We start from the raw sequence: 15,405 nt of genomic DNA, 5'->3' as shown, positions 1-15,405 counted from the left end.
GCTGCCGGCTCGGCTATCCGGGCTGGTCCTTTGGCGGGTGGTTACAGGAACACCCGTTCCACAAACCAGTAGCTGCCGATCATGGCGATGGTGACGGAGGCCGGGATTGCCACCCGGCCGCGGTATTTGGGGTGCCGCCCGAACCACAGGCGCACGCCCAGATAGGCGGCAGCGATCACCGCCAGCTGGCCCAGCTCAACCCCGACGTTAAAGCCGATGAGCGCGGGCAGGAACTGGTTTTGCGGCAGCCCGAACGCCCCCAGCACGGACGCAAAGCCCAAGCCGTGCAACAGGCCAAAGCCGAAGATCACAAATGTGCGCCAGCTGTGCAGCTTGCGGGCAAAGATGTTCTCGACCGCGACAAAGACAATCGACAGCGCAATCAGCGGCTCGACAATGGCGGCGCTGACAGACACCAGGCCCAGCGCGCCCAGCGCCAGGGTGATAGTATGGGCGACGGTGAACACGCTCACCTGCAGCAGCAGTGGCTTCACCCGGGGGCTGAGAAAGAACAGCCCCAGCACAAACAGGATATGATCCAGCCCCTTTGGCAGGATGTGGGCAAAGCCGACGGGGATATATTCCATGAAGGCCTCGACCGGCGTCTTGGCCGCCCCGCCGCCAAGCGGGATGGGCGGGGAGGTCTCTCCCCCCTGCAGGTAGCCGGTATAGGGCTCCGCAACCCCGTTCTGCCGCAGCACCACCCCGCCGGAGCCCGCGGGCCAGGCAATGCGCAGGCTGCGGGCCCCGGGCGGAACCTCGCCGCTGAACTCCAGAACGGAGGCGCGCGGCAGGCTGGCGTCGCCGGTCTCCGGGATGGTGATCCGGGACAGGCTGAGCGAAACCGGGTCCGGCGCCTGAACGGAGAAGGCTTCCAGCCAGTCCTCGGCAAAGAGGCGCACCATCGGTTCCAGCTCCGCCGGGCCCAGCGCGCGCAGCTCGTCATAATCGGCGGCCTGCGCGGTCTGGTTCGTGTCCGCCAGCCCGTCCAGGTTGATGCCCGCCACAAAGGCCTCGGCATTCAGGCGCAATTCCAGGGTGATCCGGCCGTCCGCCACGGTGAAATCGGCAATCGCCGGGGTGACCTCATGAGCGCGGGCGCTTGCGGCGGCTATTGCACCCCAGCAGAACAACAGCGCAAATAAGGTCCGCGGCCAAAAATAGCCGCGCCTGACAGCCAAGGACACTTTCATGCAATACCGCCTGTTCTGCTCAATTCTCTGTTCCGGGCTGACCTTGGCGGCCGGGCCGGGTTTATCCCACGAGTTTTGGATTGAGCCGGAAAAATATCAAGAAGTTTCGGGAAATACCGTGGTGGCAAGGCTGCGCAACGGCCAGGCGTTCAAAGGTGCTGAGCAGCCCTATCTGGACCACCGGATCGCCCGGTTCGAGGTGATGCAGGGCGCAGCAGCCGCGCCGTATCAGGGACGGATGGGCGACATGCCCGCCTTTGCCGCCGAAATGGCGCAAGACGGGCTGGCGGTGCTGATCCATCAGACCCGGCCGCAAACGCTGACCTATGACACGTGGGAGGCGTTCCAGGCCTTCATCGACCACAAGGGATTCGGCGATATCCGCACGCAGCATCAGGCGCGCGGGCTGCCGGAGGCGGGCTTTGGCGAGCAATACACCCGGTACGCCAAGTCTTTGGTAGCGATCGGGAACGGCAGCGGATCAGATGCCGCCACCGGGCTGGAGACAGAGATCGTTGCCCAGGCCAACCCCTATACAGATGACCTGTCCCAGGGGCTGCCTGTCCGGGTGCTCTACCAGGGAGAGCCGCGGTCCAAGGCCCAGGTCGAGGTTTTTGCCAAGGCCCCCGATGGCAGTGTCACCATCACCACCCGGCTGACGGATGCCGAGGGCGAAACCGCTGTCCCCGTGATGCCGGGCCATCAATACCTGCTGGACGCCGTTGTCCTGCGCCCGGCGCCGGAGGGCAAAGATTACGTTTGGGAAAGCCATTGGGCGGCCCTGACCTTTGCGGTGCCTGCTGAGTGAAGCCGCTTGCAGAGGTGCGGCAAAGGCGGCAATAGGTCAATATGACACAAGCCTCTGCCTCACAGCCCCCCGCCATTCTGTGCATCGGCTCGGTCCTTTGGGACATCATCGGCCGCTGCACCACGGAAATGCAGCGCGGCTCGGATATGCCCGGCCGCATTACCCGCCTGCCCGGCGGGGTTGCTATGAACATCGCCATGACGCTGTCCCGGTTCGGCGTCCAGCCCGCGCTGCTGACCGCGGTGGGCCGCGACCCCGAAGGGGACGAGCTGATCCACGCCTGCGGCCATTTCGGGCTGATCACGGATCACATCTACCGTTCCGAGGATCTGCCCACCGACCGCTACATGGCGGTGGAGGGCGCCAACGGGCTGATCGCCGCGATTGCCGACGCGCACTCGCTGGAGGCCGCCGGAGACAAGATCCTGCGGCCGCTGTCGGACGGCTCTCTGGGCTCTGAGGACGTGCCTTACGCGGGCCAGGTGGCGCTGGACGGCAACCTGACGCTGTCGCTGCTGGATGATATCGTCGCCAGCCCCGCTTTCGCCAAGGCCGACCTGCGCGTCGCGCCTGCGTCGCCGGGCAAGGCGGAACGGCTGCGCCCGTTCCTGACCCGCACCCGCGGCACGCTTTATGTGAACCTGGAAGAGGCCGGCATCCTGTGCCAGGCGGAGTTCACCGACAGCGAAACCGCTGCCCAGGCAATGCTGGACCGCGGCGCCGCCCGGGTGCTGGTCACCGATGGCGGTGCCTCTGCCACCGTGGCGGACGCCAAGGGCACCATCACCCTGCACCCGCCCCGCGTCACCGTCGCCCGGGTGACCGGCGCGGGCGATACCTTCATGGCCGCCCATATCGTTGCCGAGGCACGGGGCGAAGACCGCAAATCCGCTTTGGCCTCAGCCCTCAAGGCTGCGGCAACCTACGTTTCAGGAGAACCCCCGCTGTGATCGACATTCAGTATTCGTCCGAGGTCCAGGCTGCCAAGGCCGAAGGCCGCGCCATTGTTGCGCTGGAAAGCACCATCATCACCCATGGCATGCCCTACCCGCAGAACGTCGAGGTTGCCGCACAGGTGGAGCAGGACATCCGCAAGGCCGGTGCCGTGCCTGCCACCATGGCAGTGATTGAGGGCGTACTGCACGTGGGTCTGGAACCCGATCAGCTGCAAGCACTGGGTCAGGCCAAGGGCGTCGCCAAGATCTCCCGCGCGGATATGCCTGCCTGCATCGCCACCGGCGGCACCGGTGCGACCACGGTGGCGGCCACCATGATCGCGGCGCGGCTGGCAGGCATCTCCGTCTTTGCCACCGGCGGCATCGGCGGCGTCCACAAGGGCGCGGAGACCACCTTTGACATCTCCGCCGACCTGCTGGAGCTTGCGCAGACCCCGGTGACGGTTGTGGCCGCTGGCGCCAAGGCGATCCTCGACGTGCCCAAGACGCTGGAAGTGCTGGAAACCCAGGGCGTGCCGGTCATCGCCTACGGGCAGGACAGCTTCCCGGCCTTCTGGTCGGCGCAATCGGACCTCAAGGCGCCGCTGCGCATGGATGACGCGGCGCAGATCGCCCGCGCCCACGCCACCCGTCAGGCGATGGGCCTGCCGGGCGGCCAGCTGGTGGCCAACCCGATCCCGGCAGACGCCCAGATCGCCGCCGAGGACCTGGCGCCTGTGATCGCCCAGGCCCAGTCCGAAGCAGACACCCAGGGCATTGCGGGCAAGGATGTGACCCCCTTCCTGCTGAGCCGCATCTTTGAGCTGACGGACGGCCGCTCGCTTACCGCCAATATCGCCCTGGTGCGCAACAATGCCCGGCTGGCGGCAAAGATCGCACAGGAACTCAACAAACTGACGCAATGATATGAATTCGGGGGCGGCCCCCATTGCTCCGCCCCCGAACAGTGCATAGGTTCCATTCGGAATTTGAGCAAAAGCAGACCTATGACAACGCCTTTCGACGATGAACCTCACCGCCGCCGCGGGCTGTTTGCCAGCCTGCGCGCTTCCTTCTTTACCGGGATCGTCGTCATCGCGCCGGTGGGGCTGACGATCTGGCTCCTGTGGTCGGTGATGGGCTGGATCGACAGCGTGGTGCTGCCACTGGTGCCGCACACCTTCCGCCCCGAACAGTATATCGGCATCAACCTGCGCGGCGTCGGGCTGATCATCTTCCTGTTGTTCACCATCATCGTGGGCTGGATCGCCAAGGGCCTGATTGGCCGCTCCCTGATCAATTTCGCCGAAAGCCTGGTGGACCGGATGCCGGTGGTGCGCACGGTCTATTCCGGCATCAAGCAGATCTCCGAGACCGTCTTTGCCCAGTCCGAGCGCAGTTTCGAGAAGGCCTGTCTGGTGCAATACCCGCGCAAGGGCATCTGGGCGATCGGCTTCATCTCCACCTCCGCCAAGGGCGAGATTGCCAAGCGGGCCGAAACCAGCGGCGGGCTGGTCAGCGTTTTCCTTCCGACCACTCCGAACCCGACCTCGGGCTTCCTGCTGTTCGTGCCCGAGGAAGACGTGATCGAACTGGACATGTCGGTGGAGGATTCGGCCAAGCTGGTGATCTCGGCAGGCCTTGTGTACCCCACCCCCAAGGACCCAACGAAACCGCTGGAAAACGGCAAGAAGGCCAAGGCGCCCGAAAAAGAAGACGCCTAACCGAACATCGCCGGCAGATCGGCGGAGGACCGCACCCCGAGGTTTTCCCGGTCGCGCGTCAGGAAACCCTCTGCCGCGTCCCGTCCCGCCTGTTTCAGCCGCGCCAGGATCTGCGGCACCGGAATCACCTTGGTGGTGACCGACAGTTGCGTCATCAAGGCGTCATCCGCGATCATGTGAACCCGCACCTGTTTCATCCGGCCGCGCTGAATGGTGCCGTCGGCCAGCAGCCGCTGCACGAAATTGATCGCCCGCAGCTCCCGCAGCAGCGAGGAGTTGAAGCTGATCTCATTCACCCGGTTGCGGATCTGCTGCGGCGTCTTCGGGATCTCCTCGCGCTCCAGCGGGTTGATGTTCACAATCACCACATCCCCCGGCAGGTCGCCGCTGAAGAGCGGAAACAGGGCCGGATTGCCGGTATAGCCGCCGTCCCAATAGGCCTCCATGCGGCCGGTTTCCGGGTCTTCGATCTCCACCGCCTGGAACAGATCCGGCAAGCAGGCGGAGGCGAGGATCGCGTCCGTGCTGATCTGGTCTCCTTCAAAGATCCGGATCTTGCCGCTGCGCACGCAGGTCGCGCAAACGAACAGCTCCGGACCCGCGCCTGCGCAAACGTCCTCGAACCGGAATGCTTCCACCACCTCCCGCAGCGGGTTCTCGTAAAACGGGCCATAGTGATAGGGGGAGACCACCTGGCTCACCGCCTCCATCGGAGTGAACGGCAGGACGGCCTCCCAAGCGCTCGCCCAGGCCATCGCGTCGGACCGGGTCAGCCAATGGGTAAACCGCATGTCTCCCACCGCCCCCATGCGCTGCCACAGGCCATCCAGCGCCGCCTTGGCGCCCTGGCGCCCGCCCTGCACCATGCCGGACTTAAACGCCGCCCCGTTGAGCGCACCGGCAGAGGTTCCGGTGATCCCGGCCACCTCGATCCCCTCGTCCTCCAGCAGACGGTCCAGCACCCCCCATGTGAACGCCCCGTGCGCACCGCCGCCTTGCAGGGCCAGATTGATTTTCACAGTCATGAGCCGGTCCGCCTTTTCTTCTGGCCGGAAATATCCCGGGGGTGAATTGCCCCCTTCAAGGGGCAAGAGGGGGCTGGCCCCCTCCCGCCCTAAAGCTTGGCCGTTACAGTGCGGTCCAGCCGCCGTCGACGCTGATCGCGGTGCCGGTGATCTGCGCGGCCGCGTCCGAGCACAGGAACACCGCCGTGCCGCCCAGCTGCTCCACAGTTGCGAACTCGCGGCTGGGCTGGCGCTCCAGCATGACCTTCTTGATCACCTCTTCCCGGCCCATGTTGTACTTCTCCATGGTGTCGGGGATCTGCGCCTCCACCAGCGGCGTCAGCACATAGCCCGGGCAGATCGCATTGCAGGTGATCGGCTCCTCCGCGGTTTCCAGCGCCACGGTCTTGGTCATGCCGACCACGCCATGCTTGGCCGCCACATAGGCCGATTTAAAGGGAGAGGCCGTCAGCCCGTGCGCCGAGGCGATATTGACGATCCGCCCCCAGCCCGCTGCCCGCATCTTCGGCAAGGCCGCGGCCATGGTGTGGAAGTTGGATGTCATGTTGATCGCGATGATCGCGTCCCACTTGTCCTGCGGGAACTCGTCAATCGGCGACACATGCTGGATGCCTGCGTTGTTGATCAGGATATCGCAGGCGCCGGCCTTTTCGATCAGCGCCCGGCAATCGGCGCCGTTGGACATATCGGCCTGGATGTAGCGGGCCTGGACGCCGAATTCACGGGCCACCGCGCCGGCCAGCGCGTGATCCTCCTCCCGGTCTGTAAAGGAGTTCAGCACCACATTGGCCCCTGCCCGCGCCAGTTCGCGTGCAACCCCCAGGCCAATGCCTGAATTCGATCCGGTGATGACGGCAGTCTTCCCTTGCAAGGACATCAGCTTCTCCGCTTTGGCTCAATCAAACTGCCGCCACTGTGCCATGCTGCAGATGCAAAGGAAACGCGTAAGACTACGCAGAGCCCTGGCGGAACGCGGGGGCATTAACGGGTATCACGGACGGGAAACGGCCCAGAAAAAAACGCCCGCACAAGGCGGGCGTTAGTTATTGAGGCAGGTTTCATACAGGCAAGAAACCTATCGAGCAGTGATCTCTTTATAAGCAATTTCCGGCTTTCGTCCAAGCTAAAAGTTTGAAAAGACGAAAAAGCGCACGTAGCGTGCGGAAGCAAGAAAATAAGGGCAGAGCGGGATTGTTGTGAAACTGCGAAAAGAAAATTTCCTGAATCTTCGCGCGGCACTGGCCGGAATCACCTTGGCTTTTGCCGCGAATTCCGCTCAGGCAGAATCGGCGCATGGCATAGCTATGTACGGGGACCCCGCCCTGCCACCGGATTTTGTGTCCTTGCCCTATGCCAACCCCGATGCCCCCAAGGGCGGCAAGGTGGTCTTCGGCAACACCGGCGGCTTTGACTCGCTGAACCCGTTCGCCCTGAAAGGCACCTCTCCGTGGCAGCTGAGGTTCTGGAGTTACGAGAGCCTGATGGGCCGCTCCTGGGACGAGCCCTTCACCCTCTACGGCCTTCTGGCCGAATCGGTCGAGACCCCTGAGGACCGCTCCTGGGTGGAATTCACCCTGCGGGAGGAGGCGCGATTCTCCGATGGGAGCCCGGTCACCATCGAGGATGTGATCTGGTCCTATGAGACACTTGGCACCCAGGGGCACCCCCGCTACCGCGGTTTCTGGACCAAGGTGGACCGCATCGAACAGACCGGCCCGCGCAGCCTGCGCCTGACCTTCAACACCGAGGACCGCGAGCTGGCCCTGATCGCCGGCATGCGCCCGATCCTGAAAAAGGCGCAGTGGGAGGGCAAGGATTTTGGCAGCGATACGGTCGAGGGCGCGCCCATCGGCACCGGGGCTTATGTGGTCAGCGCCTATGAGCCGGGCCGCTTTGTCACCCTGCGCCGCAATCCCGATTACTGGGGCAAGAACCTGCCGCTTCAGCGCGGCACCCAGAATTTCGACGAGCTGCGCATCGACTTCTTCGGTGATGAAACCGTGCTGTTCGAGGCCTTCAAGGCGGGCGAGTTGAGCGCGGTGCGCGAGTTCAATGCCGACAAATGGGACAGTGTCTACAGCTTCCCGGCGGTTACCCGCGGCGATGTGGTCAAAAGCGAGATCCCGCATCAGCGCCCCTCCGGCATGACCGGAATGGTGATGAACACCCGCCGCGCGCCGCTGGATGACTGGCGCGTGCGCGAGGCACTGCTGCTGGCGTTCAACTTCGAATACATCAACGGCACCGTGACCGGCGGCGTGCAGCCGCGGATCACCTCCTATTTCTCCGGCTCTGCGCTGGGGATGCAGCCAGGGGCGGCCAGCGGCAAAGTCCGGGCGCTGCTGGAGCCGTTCGCGGGCAGCCTGCTGCCCGGCACCCTGGAAGGCTACACGCTGCCGCAGGGCGACGGCAGCAAGCGCAACCGCGGCAATCTGCGCAAGGCCATGAAATTGCTGGAAGACGCGGGCTGGACCGTGACCGATGGCGTGCTGCGCAACGGCGATGGAGAGGCGCTGAACCTGACCGTGCTGATCCGCCAGGGCGACGGCGAGATGAAAACCGTGACAGAGATCTACGCCCGCGAGCTGGAACGCCTGGGCATTACCCTGTCCGCCGAAACCGTCGACAACGCGCAGTATGTCGAACGCGGGACTGGCTATGACTTCGACCTCACCCGCTACCGCATGGAGCTGTCGCTGAGCCCCGGCAACGAGCAGCGTTATTACTGGGGCCGCGACGGTATTACCCAGCCCGGCAGCCGCAACCTGATGGGGATGGACAGCCCCGCTGCCGAAGCGATGATCGACGCGATGCTGACCGCCAAGGCGCCGGAGGATTTCACCGCCGCCGTGCGGGCGCTGGACCGGGTCCTGACCGCGGGGCGCTATGTCATTCCGTTCTGGTCCTTCGATGTGGGGCGGATCGCCCATATCAAGGAAATGCGCTATCCAGACAGGCTGCCGGTTTATGGCGACCGCACCGGGTTCATGCCGGATGTCTGGTGGTACGAAGCCGACTGAGCATCTGGCGCCGCAGGCTCAGGACCGTCAGCGGCGTTGACAGGCAGGTTCTATTTCCGTAATTCACGAATTATGGAAATAGAAATCACAGATAAGCTGAGCGCCCTTGCGCATCCCAACCGGCTGGCCCTGTTCCGCCTGCTGATGCGCCGCTATCCGGATGCCGTGCCCGCGGGAGAGATTGCCGCGGCGCTGGCATTCAAGGCCAATACCGCATCTGCCTATCTGTCGGTGCTGAAACAGGCCGGGCTGATCAGCCAGCACCGGACCGGCACCTCGCTGATGTACACCGCCGACCTGCCGGGGCTGCGCGGGATGTTCGACGATCTGCTGTCCGGCTGCTGCCAGAACCGGCCCGGTATCTGCGCCCCTGCCAGCAATGAGGTGATGCCGGTGCCAACCGCCGGCCGCCCTTTCAACGTGCTGTTCATCTGTACCGGCAATTCCGCCAGGTCGCTGCTGGCAGAGGCCATCTTGAACCAGGCCGGCGAAGGCAAGTTCCGGGCCTTTTCCGCAGGCACCCGCCCGTCGCCAGGCCCGCGGCCGGAAGTGACCGCGCTGCTGCAGGCCAAGGGGTATGACACCGCCGGCCTGAGATCCAAGGATCTGGATGAATTTGCCAGTCCCGGCGCGCCGCAAATGGATTTCGTCTTCACCGTCTGCGACCATGCCGCCAACGAGGAATGCCCGGCCTGGCCCGGCCAGCCGATGAGTGCCCACTGGGGCCTGGCCGACCCGGTCAAGGCCACCGGCACCGACGCCGAACGCCGCCTTGCCTTCCAGCAGGCCTACGGGCTGCTGCGCAACCGCATCAAAGCCTTTGTGGCGCTGCCATTTGATACGCTCGACCGCCTGTCGCTTCAGCACCGGGTTGACGATACCGGCCGCGTGACGATTTCCGACTAACCTTCAAGCACGGTCATCACCAATGAACATTCTTGTCCTCTGCACGGGCAACTCCGCACGCTCCATCCTGCTGGAGTCGATCTTCAACACGCTGGGCGCAGGCCGCGTGCGCGCCTATTCGGCAGGCTCTGACCCCACCGGCAAAGTGCATCCGCAATCGCTGGTGCTGCTGAATGAACTGGGCCACGGCACCTCCGGCGCCCGCTCCAAAAGCTGGGATGAGTTCGCCGCCGAAGGCGCGCCGGAGATGGATGTGGTGATTACCGTCTGCGCCTCTGCCGCCGGCGAAACCTGCCCGGTCTGGCCTGGCGCGCCGGTGCGTGCCCACTGGGGCGTCGAAGATCCCGCAGCGGCCCAGCAGCCGGACTGGGACGCCGCCTTCCGCGCCGCCTATACCACGCTGGAAAAGCGCGCCAAGGCGCTGCTGGAGATGCCGTTCGAAACCATGGCGCCAGCGGACCTGGCGCAGCAGCTCAACCGGATTGGAGAGATCGCATGACCGCGCAGAAACTTCTGGCCGAGGGCCTGGGCACCGCGATGCTGCTGGTTGGTGTGGTGGGGTCCGGCATTATGGCGGAGACCCTTGCGGACGGTAACGTGGCCCTGGCGCTGCTGGCCAATGCCGTGGCCACCGGCTGTATGCTCTATGTGATCATCACCACCCTGGGTCCGGTTTCCGGCGCCCATTTCAATCCGGCGGTGACCCTTGCCTTTGCCCTGCGCCGCGAGCATCCCTGGCGCGCGGCGGCCCCCTATATGCTGGCGCAGACAGCCGGCGGCATCCTTGGCGTCTGGGCCTGCCATGCGATGTTCGACCTTGCAATTCTGCAAAGCTCCGCCACCATGCACCGCACCGGAAGCGGTCAATGGTTTTCCGAGATCCTGGCCACCTTTGGCCTGCTGTTCGTGATCTTCGGCGGGCTGCGGTCGCGTCCCGACGCCGTTCCTCCGCTGGTTGGCCTTTACATCACCGGCGCCTATTGGTTCACGTCCTCCACCAGCTTTGCCAATCCGGCGGTGACCATCGCCCGCGGCTTCACCGACACCTTCGCAGGCATCTATCCGGGCCACATTCCGATGTTCATCGCGATGCAGCTGGTTGCGGTCGGCATTGGCCACATTGTGCTGACCCGTCTGTTTGCCGCGCCCTCCGCGACGGCAGAAACCCGCCGAGCCCGGCAGGGGTGATCCGGCGGCCCCGGCGGGCCGTTACAAACTTGCCGGAAAAGTGATACGATGGGGGTCCAAAAAATCATAAACCGTTTGTCAGGGAGTGCCCCCCGATGCCTGTACAAGCAGCAGCTGCCAGCTGGATTGACAGGATGCCCCGCATCAAACAGCGCTTTCCGCACCTGAAAGCCAGCAATGCGCCATCCATACTGGATGACCGGGACAAATTCGTTGCCTACTTGGCCCGAACCCATCACCTCACCTTGAATGAAGCCAGGGAGGAGGTGGATGATTTCCTCTACATCGAAAGCCTGCTGAGAGAGCTGGACGGGCGCAAGCACTAGCGCCCGGCCGTCAGGCCAGCGATGTTACCCAGAGGATCATGGCATCTTCGGGGCTGACGGAGATGACGTTGTGGCCCATGGCCGCGTCGTAATAGGCGCTGTCGCCGCGGCGCATCTCAATCGGCTCATAGAATTCCGTGTACAGCTTGACCACGCCGGTCAGCACATACAGGAATTCCTCGCCGTCATGGCGCACCCAGCCATCGAATTCCTCCATCGACCGCGCCCGCACCCGGGCCCGGTAAGGCAGCATCTGCTTGCGGGTCAGCCCGTCGGCCAGCAGCTCATGCTCGTAGGTGGCGGTGGCATGGGCCGATCCGTCCCCGGATTTGGTCACGGTCATCCGCCCGTTCACCTGATCGCGCTGCGGCGGGGTGAACAGCTGCGGCACCGAGATCTGCAGGCCCACGGCCAGCTTCTTCAGCGCCTCGTAAGTCGGTGACATCTGGCCGTTTTCGATTTTGGACAGGGTGGACCGCGCCAGCCCGGCCTGATTGGCCGCATGTTCCAGCGTCCAGTCCCGCGCCTTGCGCAGCTCCCGCACCCGGGCGCCCAGATCCAGCGGCTCTGCGTCGTCTTCGCCGCCGTTGGCACGGGCGATGGTGATCAGGGATTTCGGGTCACGGCCAGTCATACGCACTCTATAAGCCGCACCTGCGCGCCTTGCAACGCAGGACAGCGCAGGCTAGCCATTTGCCATGCTGTCTGTTTTTGATCAGGGGCCGTTCGCGCCCTGCCCGTCTCCTTTCAATCTGGCCGCCCATGTGCTGCGCCATGCCGGGCGCCTGGCGGAAAAGACCGCGCTGTCGGTTCTGACCCGTGATGGCAGCGATCACTGGAGCTTTGCCCGGCTGGAAGCGGCGGTGCGCGGCACCGGAACCGGGCTGCTGGCGGCTGGCCTGACCCCTGGCGACATTGTCCTGATGCGGCTCGGGAACACGGTTGAGTTTCCGGTGGCCTATCTTGGCGCCATTGCCGCCGGGCTGGTGCCGGTGCCGACCTCGGCCCAGCTGACGGAGGTAGAAACCGCCCGGATCATCGCGGATCTGAAGCCCGCGGCGGTTCTGCGGGATCCGGCTGTGGCCTGCGCGAGTCACCCGGTGCAGATCAGCACCGCGCGATTGCTGGAGATGCACCGGCTCGCCCCCTGCGATTATGCCTTTGGGGCGCCGGACAGGCTGGCTTATGTGGTCTACACCTCCGGCACCAGCGGAAATCCGCGCGCTGTGGCGCATGCCCACAGGGCGATTTGGGCGCGGCAGATGATGGTGGACGGCTGGTACGGGCTAACCGGACAGGACCGGCTGCTGCACGCCGGTGCCTTCAACTGGACCTACACCCTGGGCACCGGGCTGATGGACCCATGGGCCGCCGGCGCAACGGCGCTGATCCCGGCCCCCGGAACCCCGCCCGAAGACCTGCCGGAGCTGCTGCGGCGGCACCGCGCGACCCTTTTCGCCGCGGCCCCCGGGGTCTACCGCAAGATGCTGCGGGGCGGCCCGCTGGACCTGCCGGACCTGCGGCACGGGCTTTGCGCAGGTGAAAAGCTCTCACGCCACCTTTACGAAAGCTGGGCCGCCGCCACCGGCCGCGGGCTTTACGAGGCGTTTGGCATGTCGGAATGCTCGACCTTCATTTCCGCGTCCCCTTCACATGCGGCGCAGGACGGCGCCCTGGGCCGGCCGCAGCCGGGCCGCAAGGTGGCAATCACCGGCGCGGACGGGCCGGTGCCGATGGGCGAGGAAGGCACCATCGCCATCCACCGCTCCGACCCCGGGCTGATGCTCGGCTATCTGAACGCGCCGGAGGAAACCGCGGCCCGCTATCAGGGCGAATGGTTCCTGACCGGCGACCAGGGCGCGATGTCGCCAGACGGGCAGATCCGCTATCTGGGGCGCGGCGACGACATGATGAATGCAGGCGGCTACCGGGTTTCCCCCATCGAGGTCGAAACCGCGCTGGCGGCCCATCCGGGCATCACCCAGGCCGGCGCCGCCGCGGTGGAGGTGAAGGAAGACACCTATGTCATCGCCGCCTTCTATACCGGTCCCGAAGAGTTGAAGACGGAAGACTTGCAGGCCTTTGCATCCCGCCGCCTGGCCCGCTACAAGCAGCCCCGCGCCTATGTCCACCTGGACGCGCTGCCCACCGGCGCCAACGGCAAACTGCTGCGCCGCGCCCTGCCCGCCCTGTTCAAAGGATGACCCAAATGCCCGCCGTCAAGCTCGACATCCTGTCGGACCCGATCTGCCCCTGGTGCTATATCGGCAAGACCCATCTGGACAAGGCGCTGGCCGAGGTGCCGGACCATCCGTTCGTGATCGAGTGGCACCCGTTCCAGCTGAACCCCGACATGCCGCGCGAGGGCATGGACCGGCGCGACTACCTGGAGCGCAAGTTCGGCGGCAAAGAGGCCGCGATCAAAGCCTACGCGCCGGTGGTGGAGCACGCGGAGAAGGCCGGGCTGACCATCAATTTCGAGGGCATGAAGCGCACCCCCAACACGCTGGACGCGCACCGGCTGATCCATTGGGCCGGGATTGAGGGCAAGCAGAGCCAGGTCGTGGATGCCTTGTTCAAGGCCTATTTCGTGGATGCCAGGGACATTGGCGGCCACGCCGTTCTGGCGGAAATCGCACAAGAGGCTGGCATGGACGCGGATGTGGTCTCCCGCCTGCTGGAGGGCGACAGCGATGTGCAGGTGATCCGCGACCGCGACGCGCATTCCCGCAAGATGGGCGTGACCTCTGTCCCGACCTTCATTGTCGCCAGCCAGCACGCGGTGCCCGGCGCCCAGCCGCCGGAGCTGTGGAAGCAGGTCATTGAAGACATCCTGCAGCAGCTGAAGGCAGAAGACGGAGGATAGGCGGCCGCAAAAGTCCTTAGCATCGCAACTATGCACAGGATCCTGTGCAACCGGGCGCTGGCACGGCTGGCTGGTTTATGGTAGCGGAACCGGACGGCTCCCAGACCGGCCCTATTACGCCGGAACCCTCTGAAGAGCTGTTAGAGGTTTCAGATGTCACAGTCCCCCGCCCATGGCATGGCCAAGGCTGAGTTCATCGCGCTGATCGCGATGATGTTTGCCACCATCGCCTTTTCCATCGACGCGATGCTGCCCGCCCTGCCCGAGATCGGCGCGGCGCTGAGCCCAGACGACGCGAACCAAGCGCAGCTGGTGCTGACGTCTTTTGTGCTGGGCATGGGGATCGGCACCTTCTTCACCGGGCCGCTGTCCGATGCCTTTGGCCGCAAGCGCGTGATTGCCGGCGGTGCCGTGCTCTACATCCTTGCCGCCGCCGTTGCCTGGCGGTCGCACTCGCTGGAGCTGCTGCTGGCGTCGCGTGTGGTGATGGGACTGGGGGCCGCCGGGCCGCGCATCGTCGGCATCGCCATCGTGCGCGACCTGTACGCAGGCCGGGAAATGGCACGGCTGATGTCGATTGCGATGATGATCTTTACCCTGGTGCCCGCCTTCGCGCCGATGCTGGGCGCGGGCATCATCGCGTTTTCCGGGTGGCGCGGCATCTTCCTGGCCTTCGCCATCTTTGCCGTCATCGTCGTGATGTGGATGGGCCTGCGCCTGCCGGAAACCCTGCCGCGCGAAAACCGCCGCCCGTTCCGCCTGCCGCTGCTGCTGGGGGCGGTGACGGAGATGCTGGGCCATCCCACCGTGCGCCTGTCGATCATGGTGCAGACCCTGTGCCTGGGTATGCTGTTCACCATGCTGACCATGGTGCAGCCGGTTTATGACGTGATCTTTGACCGCGCCGAAAGCTTCCCGTTCTGGTTTGGCTTTGTGGCGCTGATGGCGGGGACGGCGAGCCTGCTGAACGCCGCCATCGTGGTCCGGGTCGGGATGCGGCGCATTGTGACCTGGTCGCTGGCGGCGCAGATGGTTGCCTCTGCCGCCATGCTGTTTCTCAGCTCCACCCCGTTGCCGGGCGGGCTGCTGTTCGGCCTGTTCATCGCCTGGCAGACCAGCGTGTTTTTCCTGGCCGGCACCACGCTGGGCAACCTGAATGCCATCGCGATGGAGCCGATGGGCCATATCGCCGGTATGGCGGCTTCGGTGATCGGGGCGATCTCCACCGTTCTGGCCGCCGCTATTGCCGCCCCGGTCGGACTGCTGTTCGACGGCTCCCTGCTGCCGCTGGGCGCGGGCCTGTTGACCATGGCAGCGCTTGCGTTTGTGCTGATGCTGCAGATGGCCAGGGCCGAGGCGCGGCTGCCCGCCGAATAACGGCCTTGTCCGCGCGCCGGCCTGTCCCTAACCTCTC

General features: G+C 65.1%; 16 protein-coding genes. 12 read left to right on the top strand and 4 right to left on the bottom strand.

Translation table 11 applies throughout. The features are described from left to right. Positions 1–41 precede the first annotated feature (41 nt). On the bottom strand, positions 42–1,193 hold the full coding sequence (locus PHA8399_RS14465) for a HupE/UreJ family protein (protein ID WP_058286828.1): 1,152 nt from the start codon (positions 1,191–1,193) through the stop codon (positions 42–44). Between PHA8399_RS14465 and PHA8399_RS14460 the strand changes: the two genes are divergently transcribed. From PHA8399_RS14460 to PHA8399_RS14445, 4 genes are all read left to right on the top strand, one after another. Continuing rightward, positions 1,192–2,001, top strand: coding sequence for a DUF4198 domain-containing protein (locus tag PHA8399_RS14460; RefSeq protein ID WP_058286827.1), 810 nt, complete (start codon positions 1,192–1,194; stop codon positions 1,999–2,001). The two genes, PHA8399_RS14465 and PHA8399_RS14460, sit on opposite strands and share 2 nt — an antisense overlap. Positions 2,002–2,042: 41 nt before the next feature. After that, positions 2,043–2,951, top strand: coding sequence for a PfkB family carbohydrate kinase (locus PHA8399_RS14455; protein WP_058286826.1), 909 nt, complete (start codon positions 2,043–2,045; stop codon positions 2,949–2,951). Then, positions 2,948–3,862 (top strand): pseudouridine-5'-phosphate glycosidase, encoded by a 915-nt coding sequence (locus PHA8399_RS14450; RefSeq protein WP_058286825.1) that lies wholly within the window; start codon positions 2,948–2,950, stop codon positions 3,860–3,862. The genes PHA8399_RS14455 and PHA8399_RS14450 overlap by 4 nt, the downstream gene beginning before the upstream one ends. A gap of 81 nt (positions 3,863–3,943) precedes the next feature. Then, a complete protein-coding gene (locus tag PHA8399_RS14445; RefSeq protein ID WP_058286824.1) occupies positions 3,944–4,660 on the top strand; it encodes a DUF502 domain-containing protein in 717 nt (238 codons plus the stop codon). Here PHA8399_RS14445 and PHA8399_RS14440 read toward each other — a convergent pair. Beyond that, a complete protein-coding gene (locus PHA8399_RS14440; RefSeq protein ID WP_058286823.1) occupies positions 4,657–5,685 on the bottom strand; it encodes a patatin-like phospholipase family protein in 1,029 nt (342 codons plus the stop codon). The two genes, PHA8399_RS14445 and PHA8399_RS14440, sit on opposite strands and share 4 nt — an antisense overlap. 103 nt (positions 5,686–5,788) lie before the next feature. Next, positions 5,789–6,562 carry a 3-hydroxybutyrate dehydrogenase gene (locus tag PHA8399_RS14435; protein WP_058286822.1) on the bottom strand — a complete coding sequence of 258 codons (774 nt, stop codon included), beginning with the start codon at positions 6,560–6,562 and terminating at the stop codon, positions 5,789–5,791. A 427-nt stretch (positions 6,563–6,989) separates the two neighbouring features. Between PHA8399_RS14435 and PHA8399_RS14430 the strand changes: the two genes are divergently transcribed. From PHA8399_RS14430 to PHA8399_RS14410, 5 genes are all read left to right on the top strand, one after another. Next, entirely contained in the window at positions 6,990–8,705 is a 1,716-nt protein-coding gene (locus PHA8399_RS14430; RefSeq protein WP_244270228.1) for an extracellular solute-binding protein, read from the top strand. 72 nt (positions 8,706–8,777) lie between these two features. Further along, on the top strand, positions 8,778–9,611 hold the full coding sequence (locus PHA8399_RS14425) for an arsenate reductase/protein-tyrosine-phosphatase family protein (protein ID WP_058286821.1): 834 nt from the start codon (positions 8,778–8,780) through the stop codon (positions 9,609–9,611). A 22-nt stretch (positions 9,612–9,633) separates the two neighbouring features. Next, on the top strand, positions 9,634–10,110 hold the full coding sequence (locus PHA8399_RS14420) for an arsenate reductase ArsC (protein WP_058286820.1): 477 nt from the start codon (positions 9,634–9,636) through the stop codon (positions 10,108–10,110). Beyond that, positions 10,107–10,799 (top strand): aquaporin, encoded by a 693-nt coding sequence (locus PHA8399_RS14415; RefSeq protein ID WP_058286819.1) that lies wholly within the window; start codon positions 10,107–10,109, stop codon positions 10,797–10,799. Before PHA8399_RS14420 ends, PHA8399_RS14415 begins: the two co-directional genes overlap by 4 nt. Before the next feature lie 134 nt (positions 10,800–10,933). Further along, a complete protein-coding gene (locus PHA8399_RS14410; protein WP_375543688.1) occupies positions 10,934–11,125 on the top strand; it encodes a hypothetical protein in 192 nt (63 codons plus the stop codon). 10 nt (positions 11,126–11,135) lie between these two features. Here PHA8399_RS14410 and PHA8399_RS14405 read toward each other — a convergent pair whose 3' ends face one another. Then, positions 11,136–11,759 carry a helix-turn-helix domain-containing protein gene (locus tag PHA8399_RS14405; RefSeq protein WP_058286818.1) on the bottom strand — a complete coding sequence of 208 codons (624 nt, stop codon included), beginning with the start codon at positions 11,757–11,759 and terminating at the stop codon, positions 11,136–11,138. Positions 11,760–11,823: 64 nt separating this feature from the next. Here PHA8399_RS14405 and PHA8399_RS14400 point away from each other — a divergent pair, with 64 nt between their 5' ends. The 3 genes from PHA8399_RS14400 to PHA8399_RS14390 all read left to right on the top strand — a co-directional run bounded on the left by PHA8399_RS14400 (position 11,824) and on the right by PHA8399_RS14390 (position 15,368). Beyond that, complete coding sequence (locus PHA8399_RS14400) at positions 11,824–13,329, top strand: class I adenylate-forming enzyme family protein (protein WP_058286817.1); 1,506 nt, start codon at positions 11,824–11,826, stop codon at positions 13,327–13,329. Further along, positions 13,326–13,991: a DsbA family oxidoreductase gene (locus PHA8399_RS14395; protein WP_058286816.1), complete on the top strand. Its 666-nt coding sequence runs from the start codon at positions 13,326–13,328 to the stop codon at positions 13,989–13,991. Before PHA8399_RS14400 ends, PHA8399_RS14395 begins: the two co-directional genes overlap by 4 nt. A gap of 153 nt (positions 13,992–14,144) precedes the next feature. Next, entirely contained in the window at positions 14,145–15,368 is a 1,224-nt protein-coding gene (locus PHA8399_RS14390; RefSeq protein ID WP_058286815.1) for a multidrug effflux MFS transporter, read from the top strand. Positions 15,369–15,405: the final 37 nt, after the last annotated feature.

Origin of the sequence: Leisingera aquaemixtae, from assembly GCF_001458395.1 — a bacterium.
In the GTDB taxonomy this organism is placed as follows: domain Bacteria; phylum Pseudomonadota; class Alphaproteobacteria; order Rhodobacterales; family Rhodobacteraceae; genus Leisingera; species Leisingera aquaemixtae.
Note: the sequence above shows the minus strand (reverse complement) of the source record. Positions and strands in the feature narration are given on the sequence as shown.

Bases quoted from the DNA above. Each gene is read 5' to 3' on its own strand.
- PHA8399_RS14460 (WP_058286827.1), top strand. From the start codon at position 1,192: ATGCAATACCGCCTGTTCTGCTCAATTCTCTGTTCCGGGCTGACCTTG.
- PHA8399_RS14465 (WP_058286828.1), bottom strand. From the start codon at position 1,193: ATGAAAGTGTCCTTGGCTGTCAGGCGCGGCTATTTTTGGCCGCGGACC.
- PHA8399_RS14455 (WP_058286826.1), top strand. From the start codon at position 2,043: ATGACACAAGCCTCTGCCTCACAGCCCCCCGCCATTCTGTGCATCGGC.
- PHA8399_RS14445 (WP_058286824.1), top strand. From the start codon at position 3,944: ATGACAACGCCTTTCGACGATGAACCTCACCGCCGCCGCGGGCTGTTT.
- PHA8399_RS14440 (WP_058286823.1), bottom strand. From the start codon at position 5,685: ATGACTGTGAAAATCAATCTGGCCCTGCAAGGCGGCGGTGCGCACGGG.
- PHA8399_RS14435 (WP_058286822.1), bottom strand. From the start codon at position 6,562: ATGTCCTTGCAAGGGAAGACTGCCGTCATCACCGGATCGAATTCAGGC.
- PHA8399_RS14430 (WP_244270228.1), top strand. From the start codon at position 6,990: ATGTACGGGGACCCCGCCCTGCCACCGGATTTTGTGTCCTTGCCCTAT.
- PHA8399_RS14425 (WP_058286821.1), top strand. From the start codon at position 8,778: ATGGAAATAGAAATCACAGATAAGCTGAGCGCCCTTGCGCATCCCAAC.
- PHA8399_RS14420 (WP_058286820.1), top strand. From the start codon at position 9,634: ATGAACATTCTTGTCCTCTGCACGGGCAACTCCGCACGCTCCATCCTG.
- PHA8399_RS14415 (WP_058286819.1), top strand. From the start codon at position 10,107: ATGACCGCGCAGAAACTTCTGGCCGAGGGCCTGGGCACCGCGATGCTG.
- PHA8399_RS14410 (WP_375543688.1), top strand. From the start codon at position 10,934: ATGCCCCGCATCAAACAGCGCTTTCCGCACCTGAAAGCCAGCAATGCG.
- PHA8399_RS14405 (WP_058286818.1), bottom strand. From the start codon at position 11,759: ATGACTGGCCGTGACCCGAAATCCCTGATCACCATCGCCCGTGCCAAC.
- PHA8399_RS14400 (WP_058286817.1), top strand. From the start codon at position 11,824: ATGCTGTCTGTTTTTGATCAGGGGCCGTTCGCGCCCTGCCCGTCTCCT.
- PHA8399_RS14395 (WP_058286816.1), top strand. From the start codon at position 13,326: ATGACCCAAATGCCCGCCGTCAAGCTCGACATCCTGTCGGACCCGATC.
- PHA8399_RS14390 (WP_058286815.1), top strand. From the start codon at position 14,145: ATGTCACAGTCCCCCGCCCATGGCATGGCCAAGGCTGAGTTCATCGCG.